Here is a 14,205-nt window from a genome sequence, read left to right as displayed (position 1 = left end):
CGCGGGGCCCGGCGTCGCGGCCGGGTGTTCGCGGAGCGGGGACCGGCGCTCACGTCCGCGGCGCGTCCGGGGGGCGGGGGGAGGCGGCGCGGGCGAGTTCGGGGGCCAGGCGGCGGGCGAGCGCGGGGTCCACGGCGGCGATCTCGGCGCGGAGCAGGTCGGTCAGCGCGGCCAGGGACCGCACCAGGGCCTGCCGGGAGGTGTCGGCGGGCAGGGTCGCGGCCAGCGCGTCGAGCGTCGGCGGCGGCAGCAGGTGGGCGCCCCGGGCGTGGGAGGAGGGCAGCCCCCGGGCGGCGCAGGCCAGGGTGAGGACGCGGGCGCGGAGTTCGCCGATCCAGTGCACGGCCTGCCAGGTGCGGCCGCGCTCGACACAGGTGCGGGCGTGCAGGGCGTGGTGCCAGGACAGGCCGATGAGGGTGTCGGGGTCGGGGTCGGGGTCGGGGAACGGCGGCAGGGTCCGCCCCTCGCCGAAGAGCGTCCGCCACTGCGGCCCCAGGGCCCCGAACCCCTCCTCGGGGACGACGGTGAGGTCGACCTCGGGCCCGCCCGGGAGCAGGAACACCCGGACCGTGCCGGGCCGGGCGACCGGCAGGTCCCAGTGGTGGACCGCGGCGTGCCGCCCGGTGAGCAGCTCCGTCAGGTCCGCCAGGACCGCCTCGTGCGGCCCGGCGGCGCCCACGACGAGGTCGATGTCCGACCAGGGGTCGGCGCCGCCGTCGGCCAGAGACCCGGTCAGCGCGGCGCCGGTGACGGCGGGGTCGGCGCGGGCGTGCTCCAGCAGGTCGGCGAGGACCCGGTCGCGGCGCTCGGCGGGGCTCACTCCGGCCGGGCGCGGTAGAGGTCGCGCAGCAGGGAGACCTCGGCGCTATGGTGGATGACCTCGCGCTGGACGTGCAGGACCAGGGCGACCATGGGGAAGTCCGCCCACTCGGGCGCCTCGGTGCCGCCGACCGGGGCGGCCAGGCCCTCCTCGTCCAGCGAGCGGACGTGGTCGGACCAGGAGAGGTAGGCCAGGCGCAGCCGTTCGCGGGCGGTGTCGGCGGTGCCGGGCCAGGCGACGCCGTGCAGGGCGCCGTGGCCGAAGTGGCGGTCGTCGCGCAGTTCCAGCACCTCGACGACGATGTGGCCGAGCCGCCAGGCGATGGTGGTGACCGGCGGCGGGTCGGGCTCGGGGGCGGCGCGGTCCGGGCGGGGACGGCCGTCGGGCCCCGGGTGCACGCCCCAGGCGCCGGGGACGGGCTCCCAGTGGAACTCGGCGTCGGTGAGCCCCTCCAGCCGGGGCCACAGCGAGTAGTCCCAGTAGAACTGGAGTTGGGCCAGGATCTCCCCGGTCCAGTTCAGCGTCGCCATCTGCGCCCTCCCCCCTGCTGTGCGGGCGCGCGGCCGAGCGCGCCCAGTACACCGGTGCCGCGGGCCGCCACGTCCTCGTCGGGGTAGGGCCACCAGGCGAGGTCGGCGGCCCCGGGCTCGACGGGGTGGAAGGGGGCCAGGGCGCGGAGCAGGACGGGGCGGGGGGCCGCGGACGCCAGGGCGAGGTAGCCGCCCCCGCGCAGCAGGCCGTGCAGCGCGGCGATGCCCCCGGGCGGGGCGTCGGCGGTGAAGGAGCGGGTCATGAGAACGGCGACGGGCTCGTCGAGGTCGACGAGCCCGGAGGTGGCGAGGCGGTGCAGGACGGCGGAGGGTCCTCCGTCCCCGGAGACGGCGGCGCCGTCGGAGGCGGTCAGGGTCCCCGCGACGCCGGGCGGGGAGACGTGGACGAGGCGGGCGCCGGGGCGGTGGGCGCGGACGATGCCGTCGATGCCGGGCACCGGGCAGCCCCAGTCGACGAACTGGCCGATCCGGGCGTCGGCGCACAGGTAGGCGGTGACGCGTTCCAGGAAGGCGGCGTGGCGGCGGACGGCCTCGTCGGGTTCCGGCGCGGGGCGCGGGGCCCTGCCGGCCAGGTCGACGACGCGGGAGCGGCGTCCGCTCCGGCGCACCGTGTCCCGGTGGGCGCCCGTGAGCGGTCCCGCCTCGTTGCCTCGGACGTCCGTCACGATCACGCTCCCCCAGCCGGTCCGCTCGTGGGAGGCAGGGCGCGCCGCCGTCAGGACCGGTCGGGTCCGCGGCACCGCGCCATGCCATCAGGGCCTGATGCTACCCCTTGGAAAAGTGATTCCCGGCACACATCAGTGTGTTATGCGCCCTATGTCGTCTTTTGTCGTGTCTTGTGTACCCAAGGTTTCCCGGGCGTACGTCCCGAAACGCACATCGGGGGCACCGCTCCGCGAGCGGTGCCCCCGTGGGGCCTCCCGCCGCAGGGGCCCGGCGGGGTGACGGTCAGCGGGGGTCGGGCACCGGGACCAGGCGGCCGTCGGCCTCGGCGTACTCCCAGCGCGGGCCGCGCGCGACCAGGTCGGCGACCGCGCCGACGAGGCGGTCCACGTGCTCCTGCGTGGTACCGATGCCCAGGCTGGCCCGGACCGCCTGGCCGTGCCCCCGCGGCAGCAGGTGGCGGGTGAGCGGGTGGGCGCAGAACAGGCCGTCCCTGACCCCGATCCCGTACTCGGCCGACAGCGCCGCCGCCAGCAGGTCGGCGGGCAGCCCGTCCACGACGAACGACAGGATCCCCACCCGCGGGTGGTCCTCGTCCCACAGGGACAGCTCGTGCACGCCCTCCACGGCGGCCAGTCCGGCGCGCAGCCGCTCCACCAGGGCCGACTCACGGATGTGCAGCAGTTCCTGCACCCGCGGGGTCAGCGTGTCGCAGGCCGCGGCCAGGGCGACCGCGCCCAGCACGTTGGGGCTGCCCGCCTCGTGCCGGGCCGGCAGGTCGTTCCACACCACGTCGTGCTCGGTGACCAGGCGGGTGGCGCCGCCGCCGGACAGGTAGGGCGCGGCCTCGCGCAGCCAGTCGGCGCGCCCGGCCAGCACGCCCGAGCCGAACGGGGCGTACAGCTTGTGGGCGGACAGGGCGACGTAGTCGGCGCCGGTGGCGGACAGGCTGAACGGCAGGTGCGGGGCGTACTGGGCGGCGTCCACCACCACCCGGGCGCCCTCGGCGTGGGCGGCGGCCACCAGCTCCTCCACCGGCCAGATCTCGCCGGTGACGTTGGAGGCCGCGGTGACGCAGAGCAGCCGCGGCCCCTCGGGAGCGGCGGCCAGTGCCGCGCGGGCGGCCCCGACCGCCGCCGCCGGGGACTCCGGCAGCGGCAGGCGCACGACCGACCCGGCGCGGGAGTCCGGGTGCTCCCAGGGCAGCAGGCTCGCGTGGTGCTCGGACTCGAACACCACCACCGAGCACCCCGCCGGGACCGCGCGGGCCAGCAGGTTGAGGGCGTCGGTGGTGCCGCGCACGAACACCACGGCGTCGGCGGGCTCGGCGCGCACGCCCAGGAAGCGGGCCACCGAGCGGCGGGCGCGCTCGTAGGCGTCGGTGCTGACCTGGGAGTGGTGCCCGGCGCCGCGGTGCACGCTGGCGTAGTAGGGCAGGGCCGCCGCCAGGGCGTCGGCGACCGGGGTCAGACAGGGGGCGCTGGCCGCGTAGTCCAGGTTGGCGTACTCGACGCTCCCGCCGGTGACCAGGGGGACGCCCTCCGCCGCGGTGACGACGGTGCACCGGTCCGTGTCGGGCTGGGCGGAGCGGGCGGAGCCGATGGGAGTGACGACGGTCATGGCACACCTGTTCTGTGGGTCGTGGGACCCACGGGTGCCGTCAGGGGCAGCGCCAAGGGTCCGCGCTTGTCCGACACGGTCGTGTCGGGACCTGGTCCTCACCCGGGGCACCCCACCGCGGAAGGAGGGTTGCCGACCAGCGAGCCGGGGCTTCGCGCTGGTACTCGTGACCTGCGACGCAGATTAACACAGTGCTCCCGGGGCGCGACAGGCCGACCCGGGTGTGGTGCGGGACACGCTTCGCGCCGCCCGCGCTCGACAGCCGGGGAGCGGGGACGCCATACTTGTCCCGCCTGCCCTCACGTCGCGGGTGTCCGGTTCCCCCCGGCCGCCCACCAGGCGCGAGACTCCAGAGCGTTGGAGTTTCCGCATGCCCGCGATCGAAGAGGTGACGCACGTGCACGACCGCATGCAGCAGGTCTTCCGCAACCCCCGGGTGGTCCTGATCTCCGGCTACGCCCGGCTGCCCGACTCCGTGGCGAGCCACTCCCAGTACCAGCGCCTGGGCGTCGTCCTGGCGGTGGACCGCGCCGACGGCCGGATCGTGGCCGCCGACACCACCCTCCTCACCGACCTGGCCCGGGACTTCTTCCGCGCCCTGGTCGAGGGGTCCTCGGTCACCGCGGACCCGGCCGAGCTGGTGGGCAGGGTGCAGACCCGCTACGCGGGGCAGTCGGGCGCCGCCCTCACCACCGCGCTGCGCCGCTGCCTGGAGAGCTACCACCAGCTCGGGGACGACCACCGGCCGCCGAACGGCGAGGAGTGAGACCGTGTCCGAACCCCTGCCCCTGACCGGGGTCCGCGTCGCCGACCTGTCCCGGGTCCTGGCCGGGCCCTACGCCACCATGCTCCTGGCCGACCTGGGCGCGGAGGTGATCAAGGTGGAGGAGCCCTCCCGCGGCGACGACACCCGCTCCTGGGGCCCGCCCTGGGCGGGCGGGGAGGCCGCCTACTTCCTGTCGGTGAACCGCAACAAGCGCAGCCTGGCCGTGGACCTGAAGGACCCCGACGGGCTGGAGGCCGTCCGGGAGCTGTGCGCGGGCGCAGACGTGGTGGTGCAGAACTTCCGGCCCGGGGTGATCGACCGGCTCGGCCTGGGGTACGCCGCCGTCAGCGCCCGCAACCCGGCGGTCGTGTACTGCTCGGTGAGCGGTTTCGGCCCCGGGCACGAGCCCGCGGGGCGCCCGGGCTTCGACATCGTGGTGCAGGCCGAGAGCGGCCTGATGGGCGCCACCGGGCCCGTCGGGGGCCCGGCCAGCAAGGTCGGGGTGGCCCTGACCGACGTGCTCACCGGGCTCAACGCGGCCGTGGGGGTCCTGGGCGCGCTGATGCGGGCCCGCGCCACCGGCCGCGGCGAGGAGGTGGCCGTGTCCCTGGTCAACTCGGCCCTGTCCGGCCTGGTCAACCTCACCCAGCAGGCGCTGGTCACCGGCGCCGAGCCCGCCCGGGCGGGCAACGCCCACACCACGATCGTGCCCTACCAGGCGTTCCCCACCGCCGACGCCGACCTGGTGATCGCGGCCGGGAACGACTCCCTCTACCGGCGGATGTGCGCGGCGCTGGACCGCCCCGACCTGGCGGCGGACCCGCGCTACGCCACCAACCCGGACCGGGTGGCGCACCGGGAGGAGCTGGTCGGGGAGATCACCGCCACCCTCGCGGCCCGGCCCGCCGACCACTGGGCCGAGCGCCTCCTGGAGGCCGGCGTGCCGGTGGGCCGGGTGCGGGGTGTGCTGGACGCGCTGCGCACCGCCGACGCCCGCGGCGACGACGTCCTGCGCACCGTCGACCACCCCACGGCCGGCCTCCTGGAGCAGGTCCGCGCCGGGTTCCGGCTGGAGAACACCCCTCCCCCGCTGGCCCCGCCTCCCCTGCTGGGCCAGCACTCCCGGGAGATCCTCACCGAACTGGGCCTGGCCGCCGACCGGATCGACGCGATGGTCGACCGCGGCGCCGTCCGACAGCACCCGAAAGGAAACCGATGAGCGAGCACAGGGCACCCGCACCGGACCCCCGCGACTTCCTGTCCGTGGACGCCGACCTGGACGAGACCGAGCGCGACGTGCGCGACGCGGTCCGGGCGTTCGCCGCCCGCGAGCTGGCGCCGCACGTGGCGGACTGGTTCGAGGCGGGGACCCTGCCCGACCCGCGCGGGCTGGCCGAGGCGTTCGGCGCGCTGGGCGTGCTGGGCATGCACCTGGAGGGGTACGGCTGCGGGGGCTCCAACGCCGTCGCCTACGGCGTGGCCTGCCGTGAGCTGGAGGCGGTGGACTCGGGGCTGCGCAGCTTCGTCTCCGTGCAGGGCTCGCTGGCGATGGCCGCGATCCACAAGTACGGCTCCGAGGAGCAGAAGCAGGAGTGGCTGCCGCCGATGGCCGCGGGCCGGGCCATCGGCTGCTTCGGCCTCACCGAGCCCGACTCCGGCTCCGACCCGGGCTCGATGCGCAGCCGCGCCCGCCGGGACGGCTCCGACTGGGTGCTGGACGGCACCAAGATGTGGATCACCAACGGGTCCGTCGCCGACGTCGCGGTGGTGTGGGCCGCCACCGACGAGGGCATCCGGGGTTTCGCGGTGCCCGCGGACACCCCCGGGTTCACCGCCAACGTCGTCCACCGCAAGCTGTCGCTGCGCGCGTCCATCACCTCCGAGCTGGTGCTGGAGGGGGTCCGGCTGCCCGCCGACGCGGTCCTGCCGGGCTCGCGCGGCCTGGGGTCGCCGCTGTCGTGCCTGAACGAGGCACGCTACGGGATCGTGTGGGGCGCGGCCGGGGCGGCCCGCGCCTGCTACGAGGCGGCGCTGGAGTACGCGGGCACCCGCGAGCAGTTCGGGCGGCCCCTGGCCGGGTTCCAGCTGACCCAGCGGAAACTGGCCGACATGGTCGTGGACGTCAACCACGCCGGGCTGACCGCGCTGCGGATCGGACGGCTCAAGGACCGGGGGCTGGCGCACCACAACCACGTCAGCTTCGGCAAGTTCGCCAACGTCGCCGCCGCCCAGCGGGTGGCCGCCGCCTCCCGGTCGGTGCACGGGGCCAACGGCATCACACTGGAGTACCCGGTGATGCGGCACATGGTGAACCTGGAGACGGTGGCCACCTACGAGGGGACCGAGGAGATCCACGCGCTGAGCATCGGACAGGCGGTGACCGGCGTCTCCGCGTTCCGGTGACCTCCGGCCTGACGTCCCCCCGCGGCAACCACCACAATGGGGGGCAAGCGATCGAGGGAGTTGTCAGATGGTGGACGAACCGGCGAAGCGGTTCGAGATGACGCGGGCCCGACGGGTGCTCAATGCGACGCTCGGCGGCTTCGTCAAGTACGGGCTGTGCCCGCCCGACACGTACCTGCTCACGACGCGGGGGCGCAAGACGGGCTTCCTGCGCACCGTCCCGGTCAACCTCGTGGACAACGACGAGGGCCGGTTCCTGGTCGCCCCGTACGGGGAGGTGGGCTGGGTCCGCAACCTCCGTGCGGACGGGTTCGCGACGCTGCGCAGGGGCGGCTGGATCGAGCTGGTGAGCGTGCGCGAGCTGGACGCCGCCGAGGCGGCGCCGGTGCTGCGCGAGTACGTGGACCACCCGCGCTCGGTGGTGGTGGCGCCGTACTTCGACGCCCCGCCGGACGCCCCGGCCGAGGCCTTCGAGGCCGAGGCGCACCGGCACCCGGTGTTCGTGATCGTGCGGACCACGACGATCCGCATCTGAGCGCGCGGCCCCGGTCCCGGCCGGACCGGGGCCGCCGCCCTGCGCCGGCGGGTTGACAGGAAGCCGCATTGAGTGTGTACTCACTTACATGAGCACCACCGAAGCAGGCCGCTCCACGGCCGAGGCCCGCAAGGCGGCGATCCTGGGCAAGGCGGTCCCCGTCTTCGCCCTGAAGGGCTACCACGCCACTCCGGTGACCGAGATCGCCGACGCCGCCGGGATCTCCCAGGCCTACGTCTTCCGGCTGTTCGGCAGCAAGCTGGGCCTGTTCACGGCCACCCTGGAACGCTGCTTCGGGCTCATCGAGCAGGCGCTGCGCGAGGGCGCAGAGAAGGCCCCCGGCGCCCCCTCGGCGCAGGTCCTGGCGGCGATGGGCGACGCCTACGCCGCGCTGGTGGCCGACCGCGACCTGCTCATGCTCCAGGTGCACGCCCAGAGCGCGACCGACGTCCCCGAGATCAGGGACTGCATGCGGCGCGGCTACGCCGCGTCCGTGACCCTGGTGCACGAACTCTCCGGGGGCACCCGGGACCAGGTCCAGTACTTCATGGCCATGGGCCTGATGTGCCACCTGATCACCGCCCTGGAGCTGGACGGGGTCGACGACCCCTGGGCGCTGACGCTGGTCAACGGCATGACCGTCCACGGACGGCGCGCCGAGTAGCGGCCGGGGACCCGCCCGCCGGAAGGCGGGCGTTTTTTCGGCCCCGATAAGTGAGTGACTGATCAATAACAACCCCCCGACACCGGAAGGCCCGACCATGACCGAGATCCGCGACACCCCCGCCGCGACCGACCGGCCACGGCCGCCCGCCGCGGCCCGGACCGCGGCCGCGGCGGCCCTGGCCGCCGCCGTCCTGCTCTCCACCCTCGTGACGGGCGGCGCCCCGGACCCCGCCACGGCGTCGGTCGCGCTGCTGCCGCTGATCGCCGCCGCCGGGTACCTGCGCTCCGCCCGCTGGGCCGCGGTCCCCGCCGTCCTGGGCGTCCTCACCCTGCTCTCCCTGCGCGCGACCGACCTGTCCCACGACCTGGTCCGGCCGGGCGAGCCCCTGCCGTTCCTGGTCGCCGCGGCCGCCGTCCTGGCCTCGGGCGTCCTCCTGGCCGGGGCCCTGCCCGGCACGGCCGCCCGCGGCCGGGCCGCGCTCGTCGGACTCCCGCTGGGCGCGGTGCTCGGCCTGGTCCTGGTGCTCGCCCTGCCGCAGGCCGACGACACCGGGGGCCTGAGCGGCGAGCAGGTCGCCGCCCTGCCCACCGTCTCCATGGTGGACTTCGCGTTCGAGCCCGGACAGCTCACCGTCGCCGAGGGACAGCCCGTGGCGTTCCGCTTCTCCAACGACGGCGAGGGCGCGCACAGCTTCGCCGTCGAGTCCCTGGGCATCGACGTCACCGTCCCCGCCGGGCGGACCCGCACGGTCGTCGTGGACCTGGAACCCGGCACCTACCCCTTCGTCTGCTCCGTGGGCGACCACGAGGAGAAGGGCATGGCGGGGCGCCTGACCGTGCTGGGCGAAGGCGGCGGGGACGGGCACGCCGCCGGGACCGGAGCCGGGGCCGACGCCGGGACCGGGGGCGCCGTCCATGACCACTGAGGCCCCGCACCGGTCGCCGCTGAAGCGGCGCGCCTTCCTGGCCGCGGCCGGCGCCGCACTCGCCGCCGCGGCGGCCGTCCCCGCCGTCCGCGCCCTCACCGCGCCGGACCTGCCCACGGGCCGGCCCCGCCTGCCCGAACTCCCGGAACTGGCGACCACCGACGCCGGCGGCGTGCGGGTCGCCGCGCTGACCGCCGCCGCCTCGGGACCCGGGCTGGCCTACAACGGCACGAGTCCCGGTCCGCTGCTGCGCCTGCGCGAGGGCGACCGGGTGCGGGTCGACTTCACCAACGCGACCGGCGCCCCCAGCAGCCTGCACCTGCACGGGCTGCCGCTGACCCCCGACGTCGACCGGCCGCTGGAGCACGTGATGCCGGGCGGGTCGTCCTCGCAGGAGTTCACGGTGACCCCGGGCTGCGCGGGCACCTACTGGTACCACCCGCACGCGCACGGCGACGTGGAGCGCCAACTCCTGGCCGGGCTGGCCGGGCCGATCGTCGTGGCGGGCCCGGCCGACGAGGAGCCGGGCCTGCGCGAGGCCGACGACCGGCTGCTGATGTTCACCCGCCCGGGCCGGGACCTGCTGGTCAACGGGGTGTCGCGGCCCGGGGCGACCGTCCGGGGCGGACTCGTCCGGCTGCGGCTGCTCAACGCCACCGCGGGTGACCACCTGCTGCTGGGGTGCGTGCGCCGGGACCGGAGCCGGCCGCCGCTGCACCTGGTGGCCACCGACGCCGGACCGGTCGGGCGCCCCCGCGAGATCCCGGAGGTCCTGCTCGCCCCGGGCGAGCGCGCCGAGGTCCTGGTGGAAACGACGGCGGCCGGGCCGCTGGGCCTGGTCCGGCTCCCCTACTCGGTCCACGGCCCGGACGGCGAGGCCGGTGCCGAGGAGACCGTGCTCGTCCTGGACGTCCCCGAGGACTTCGCGGCGGTGCCCCTGCCCGCGGGGGCGGGTCCGGTCGAGGAGCCGGACCCCGCCGACGCGGTCCGCACCCGGCGCGTGGTGTTCGGCGCCGCCGACGGCGCCTTCACGATCGACGGCCGGGTGTTCGACATGGACCGGGTGGACGCCCGCGCCGACCTGGACACGCTGGAGATCTGGGAGATCGCCAACGACCACGCGGCCGACCACCCGTTCCACCTGCACAGCTATCCGGTCCAGGTGCTCGACCGCGACGGGGTCCCCGAGCCCTTCCGGGCCTGGCGCGACACCGTCAACGTGCCCGCCGGGTCGACGGTGCGCCTGCTGGTGCCCTTCCGCCACGGCGGCGGCCGGACGGTGTACCACTGCCACATCCTGAACCACGAGGACCTGGGCATGATGGGCGTCCTGGAGGTGGCGGAGTGAGCGCCGCGCGCGGGACGGGGCGCGGCCCGCCCGCGCACGCGGCGCGGGAGCGCCGGCGGACCGGCGCCGCGGGCGCCGTATCAGGGCCGGTGGCGGCCCCGGCCGGCCGGTCCGGTCAGTTGCGGACCCGGTACACGTCGTACACGCCGTCCACGCCGCGCACCGCCCGCAGCACGCTGCCCAGGTGGGCCGGGTCGGCCATCTCGAACGTGAACCGGCTCTGGGCCACCCGGTCCCGGCTGGTCTGCACCGTCGCCGACAGGATGTTGACGTGCTGGTCCGACAGCACCCGGGTGATGTCCGACAGCAGCCGGGAGCGGTCCAGCGCCTCCACCTGGAGCGCCACGAGGAACAGCGAGTCCTCCGTCGGCGACCACTCCACCCGCACCTTGCGCTCGGGGTCGAGGGTGGCGGCGTTCACGCAGTCGGCGCGGTGCACCGACACCCCGTTGCCGCGGGTCACGAAGCCCACGATGTCGTCCCCGGGCACCGGCGTACAGCACTTGGACAGGCGCGCCCACACGTCGGCGTCGCCCTCCACGACCACGCCCGGGTTCCCGGGCTGGCGCTGGCGGGGCGCCGCGGCCGGCAGCGCCGTCTCGGCGATGTCCTCGGTGTGGTCGTCGGTGCCGCCCATGGAATCGACCAGTTTGGAGACCACGTTCTGGGCGCTGACCTGCCGCTCCCCCACCGCCGCGTACAGGGCGTCCACGTCGGGGTAGCGCAGCTCGTCGGCCAGGGCGACGATGGCCTCCCCGCTGAACAGGCGCTTGACCGGGAGCTCCTGCTTGCGCATGACCTTCGCGATCTCCTCCTTGCCCTGCTCGATCGCGGCCTCGCGGCGCTCCTTGGTGAACCAGTGCCGGATCTTGTTGCGGGCGCGGGCGCTCTTGACGAACTCCAGCCAGTCCCGGTTGGGCCCGGCCTCGGGGTCCTTGGAGGTGATGATCTCGACGGTCTCGCCGTTGTGCAGCTCGGTCTCCAGCGACACCAGGCGGCCGTTGACCCGGGCGCCCACCGTGCGGTGGCCGACCTCGGTGTGCACGGCGTAGGCGAAGTCGACGGCGGTGGCGCCCTGCGGCAGCGAGATGACGTCGCCCTGCGGGGTGAAGACGAACACCTCCTGGACCGACAGGTCGAAGCGCAGGGACTCCAGGAACTCGCCCGGGTCCTTGGTCTCCTGCTGCCAGTCGATGAGCTGGCGCAGCCACGCCATGTCGGAGCCGCCCTTGGGCTCGGCGGGGGCGCCGCCGCTGTTGCGGTCCTCCTTGTACTTCCAGTGGGCGGCGATGCCGTACTCGGCGCGCCGGTGCATGGCGCGGGTGCGGATCTGGAGCTCGACCGGGTTGCCCGAGGGCCCGATGACCGTCGTGTGCAGCGACTGGTACATGTTGAACTTGGGCATGGCGATGTAGTCCTTGAACCGCCCGGGCACGGGGTTCCACCTGGCGTGGATGGTCCCCAGTGCCGCGTAGCAGTCGCGGACGCTGTCCACCAGGACCCGCACGGCGATGAGGTCGTAGATCTCGTCGAAGCCGACGTTGCGGGCGATCATCTTCTGGTAGATCGAGTAGTAGTGCTTGGGGCGGCCCTTGACGGTGGCCTTGATCTTGGCCTCGCGCAGGTCGCCGGAGACCGCCTCGATGACCTCCTGGAGGTACACGTCGCGGCGGGGGGCGCGCTCGGACACCAGGCGGGCGATCTCGTCGAACCGCTTGGGGTAGAGGGTGGCGAAGGCCAGGTCCTCCAGCTCCCACTTGATGGTGTTCATGCCCAGGCGGTGGGCGAGCGGCGCGAAGATCTCCAGGGTCTCGCGGGCCTTCTTCTCCCGCTTGGCGACCGAGGGCAGGTAGCGCAGGGTGCGCATGTTGTGCAGCCGGTCGCAGAGCTTGATGACCAGGACGCGGATGTCGCGGGCCATGGCCACGACCATCTTGCGCACGGTCTCGGCCTGGGTGGCCTCGCCGTACTTGACCTTGTCGAGCTTGGTGACGCCGTCGACCAGCTCGGCGATCTCGTCGCCGAAGTCGGACCGGAGCTCGCCGAGCGTGTACTCGGTGTCCTCGACGGTGTCGTGCAGCAGGGCGGCGGCCAGGGTGGCCTCCTGCATGCCGAGCTCGGCGAGGATGGTGGCGACGGCGAGCGGGTGGGTGATGTAGGGGTCGCCGCTCTTGCGCTTCTGGTCCCGGTGGTGGTGGGCGGCCACTTCGTAGGCGCGCTCGATGAGCCGCACGTCCACCTTGGGGTGGGTGGCGCGCACGGTCTTGACGAGTGGTTCCAGGACCGGGTTCATCGTCACTCCCCGCTGGGCCCCGAGCCGGGCGAGCCTTCGGCGGACTCGCACGGTGGAGGGTGCGGATGCGGAGGAGGGCGCCGCCGCGGCGGCGCCCTCCGGGCGGTCGTCGTCGGTGGGGCGGTCGCGGCCCGCGGGGGCGCTCCCGGCCGCCCCGGGGCGGTCGGCGTCCTCGGGGGTCCCGTGCCCGGACACGGGCCCGGTCGAGACCACTTCGCCTGGCATGCCTACCTCCCGCGGTTCCGCCCGGATCGTACGGGCGGTCAGCGTCGCCCGACTCCACCGGTGCACGTGCGTGTCTTGTGGGCCGATCGCGGCCGCGGTGCCGTGCCCGCGGTCAGTCTAGTGGCCCCCGTCCGCGTCCCACCGGCGCTGACGCGCCCTCGCGCGGCGCCGGCCGCCCCCGGTGCTCCGGTACCGCGTCAACGGCGCCGGCCCCCGGGGGATTCCCGGTACGCGGAGCGCCGGGACGGCGGGGTGCGCGGGATGCGGGAGGGTCTCTCAGACCGCGAGGAGGGCGTGCGGCTCCACGTCGGACAGCTTCTCGCGCCCGGGGAGAGCCGTGAGCTCCATCAGGACGGAGAATCCCACGACCGTACCACCCGCCTTGCGGACCAGGTCCACCGCGGCCCGCCCGGTGCCCCCGGTGGCCAGCACGTCGTCGACGATGAGCACCCGCGAGCCCGGGGAGACCGCGTCGGCGTGGATCTCCACGGTCGCGGTCCCGTACTCCAGATCATAGGGCTGCCCGATCACGGACGCGGGCAGTTTCCCGGCTTTGCGCGCGGGGACGAACCCGGCCCCGAGCTCCAGCGCCACGGGGGCGCCGAAGATGAAGCCGCGCGCCTCCAGCCCCACCACGTGGTCCACCCCGGCACCCCGGAAGGGGGCGGCCAGCCCGGCGACGGCCGCGGCCAGCGCCGCGGGGTCGTTGAGCAGCGGGGTGATGTCCTTGAACAGGACGCCGGGCCGGGGGAAGTCGGGGATGTCGCGGATGCGGCCCAGGAGGAGGTCCGGGGCGGCGGCGGTGTCCGCGGGTGCGTTGTCGTGGGCCATGGTGCGGTGGGGACCTTACTGGTGTTGCGGGGCGACTGTTCCGGCCGGGCGGCGGGGCGCCCGACGCGGCGGTACCGGCCCCGAGGGGGCCGGTACCGGCGGATCCGTGCGTCGGCGCGCGTGACCGCCCGCCCCGGGGCGGTGTTCACCACGGGGTGCGGGCGGCGGCGACCGTCAGTTGTTGGGCTTGGGGTCGTCGTCGCCGAAGTCGGGGCGGTCCTCGACCGGGGTGTCGTCGGTCTGCGGCGTGATGATCTCGCCGATGCCCGGCTTGAGCATGCGGATGCGGGTGCCGGGCGAGATCTCGAGGATCACGTCGTTGTCCTGGACCTCCACGACGGTGCCGTAGATACCCGCCTTGGTCATGACCTCGACCCCCGGGACGAGGGCGGTCTGCATCTGCATCTCCTGCTGGCGCCGCTTCTGGTTGGGCCGCCAGATCAGCAGCCAGAACACCAGGAGGATGAGGGCGATCATGGGGAGCGAGGAGAGGAGTCCTCCGCCTGCGGGGGCTGCTCCGTCGGCGAGTTGGTAAAGGCCCTGCACGGGGCGTCCTTC

General features: G+C 74.9%; 14 protein-coding genes and 1 riboswitch. Of the genes, 7 read left to right on the top strand and 7 right to left on the bottom strand.

Annotated features, from left to right (window positions below):
* Positions 1-49: 49 nt before the first annotated feature.
* The 4 genes from BUE45_RS06330 to BUE45_RS06315 form a co-directional block, all read right to left on the bottom strand.
* The gene (locus BUE45_RS06330; protein WP_073376260.1) at positions 50-820 is read right to left on the bottom strand and encodes a nucleotidyltransferase domain-containing protein; all 771 of its coding nucleotides are present in this window, start codon (positions 818-820) and stop codon (positions 50-52) included.
* On the bottom strand, positions 817-1,350 hold the full coding sequence (locus BUE45_RS06325) for a DinB family protein (RefSeq protein ID WP_073376258.1): 534 nt from the start codon (positions 1,348-1,350) through the stop codon (positions 817-819). Before BUE45_RS06325 ends, BUE45_RS06330 begins: the two co-directional genes overlap by 4 nt.
* On the bottom strand, positions 1,338-2,036 hold the full coding sequence (locus tag BUE45_RS06320; protein ID WP_178378462.1) for an SAM-dependent methyltransferase: 699 nt from the start codon (positions 2,034-2,036) through the stop codon (positions 1,338-1,340). Before BUE45_RS06320 ends, BUE45_RS06325 begins: the two co-directional genes overlap by 13 nt.
* A gap of 283 nt (positions 2,037-2,319) precedes the next feature.
* Complete coding sequence (locus BUE45_RS06315; protein WP_073376254.1) at positions 2,320-3,654, bottom strand: aminotransferase class V-fold PLP-dependent enzyme; 1,335 nt, start codon at positions 3,652-3,654, stop codon at positions 2,320-2,322.
* A 57-nt stretch (positions 3,655-3,711) separates the two neighbouring features.
* A riboswitch (SAM riboswitch) is annotated at positions 3,712-3,826 on the bottom strand.
* A gap of 198 nt (positions 3,827-4,024) precedes the next feature.
* On the opposite strand from BUE45_RS06315, the gene BUE45_RS06310 reads away from it, so the two are divergent.
* The 7 genes from BUE45_RS06310 (at position 4,025) to BUE45_RS06280 (ending at position 10,298) form a co-directional block, all read left to right on the top strand.
* Positions 4,025-4,420 (top strand): DUF3870 domain-containing protein, encoded by a 396-nt coding sequence (locus BUE45_RS06310; protein WP_084736980.1) that lies wholly within the window; start codon positions 4,025-4,027, stop codon positions 4,418-4,420.
* Between the two features lie 4 nt (positions 4,421-4,424).
* A complete protein-coding gene (locus tag BUE45_RS06305) occupies positions 4,425-5,639 on the top strand; it encodes a CaiB/BaiF CoA transferase family protein (RefSeq protein ID WP_073376252.1) in 1,215 nt (404 codons plus the stop codon).
* Positions 5,636-6,823 (top strand): acyl-CoA dehydrogenase family protein, encoded by a 1,188-nt coding sequence (locus BUE45_RS06300; protein WP_073376250.1) that lies wholly within the window; start codon positions 5,636-5,638, stop codon positions 6,821-6,823. Before BUE45_RS06305 ends, BUE45_RS06300 begins: the two co-directional genes overlap by 4 nt.
* Before the next feature lie 67 nt (positions 6,824-6,890).
* Positions 6,891-7,358: a nitroreductase family deazaflavin-dependent oxidoreductase gene (locus tag BUE45_RS06295; protein ID WP_073376248.1), complete on the top strand. Its 468-nt coding sequence runs from the start codon at positions 6,891-6,893 to the stop codon at positions 7,356-7,358.
* Positions 7,359-7,446: 88 nt separating this feature from the next.
* Positions 7,447-8,022, top strand: a complete 576-nt coding sequence (locus BUE45_RS06290; RefSeq protein ID WP_073376246.1) for a TetR/AcrR family transcriptional regulator — start codon at positions 7,447-7,449, stop codon at positions 8,020-8,022.
* 97 nt (positions 8,023-8,119) lie between these two features.
* Positions 8,120-8,950: a cupredoxin domain-containing protein gene (locus tag BUE45_RS06285; RefSeq protein WP_073376244.1), complete on the top strand. Its 831-nt coding sequence runs from the start codon at positions 8,120-8,122 to the stop codon at positions 8,948-8,950.
* On the top strand, positions 8,940-10,298 hold the full coding sequence (locus BUE45_RS06280; RefSeq protein WP_073376242.1) for a multicopper oxidase family protein: 1,359 nt from the start codon (positions 8,940-8,942) through the stop codon (positions 10,296-10,298). Before BUE45_RS06285 ends, BUE45_RS06280 begins: the two co-directional genes overlap by 11 nt.
* 115 nt (positions 10,299-10,413) lie before the next feature.
* On the opposite strand, the gene BUE45_RS06275 is transcribed toward BUE45_RS06280, so the two are convergent.
* The 3 genes from BUE45_RS06275 to yajC all read right to left on the bottom strand — a co-directional run bounded on the left by BUE45_RS06275 (position 10,414) and on the right by yajC (position 14,193).
* Positions 10,414-12,591, bottom strand: a complete 2,178-nt coding sequence (locus BUE45_RS06275) for a RelA/SpoT family protein (protein WP_073376484.1) — start codon at positions 12,589-12,591, stop codon at positions 10,414-10,416.
* A 501-nt stretch (positions 12,592-13,092) separates the two neighbouring features.
* A complete protein-coding gene (locus BUE45_RS06270) occupies positions 13,093-13,647 on the bottom strand; it encodes an adenine phosphoribosyltransferase (protein ID WP_073376240.1) in 555 nt (184 codons plus the stop codon).
* Positions 13,648-13,821: 174 nt separating this feature from the next.
* Entirely contained in the window at positions 13,822-14,193 is a 372-nt protein-coding gene (gene yajC, locus BUE45_RS06265) for a preprotein translocase subunit YajC (protein WP_073376238.1), read from the bottom strand.
* Positions 14,194-14,205 lie beyond the last annotated feature (12 nt).

The organism is Nocardiopsis flavescens, from assembly GCF_900141985.1.
In the GTDB taxonomy this organism is placed as follows: Bacteria; Actinomycetota; Actinomycetes; order Streptosporangiales; family Streptosporangiaceae; genus Nocardiopsis; species Nocardiopsis flavescens.
The sequence above is the reverse complement of the archived record's forward strand: the minus strand, read 5'-3'. Positions and strand labels throughout refer to the sequence as shown.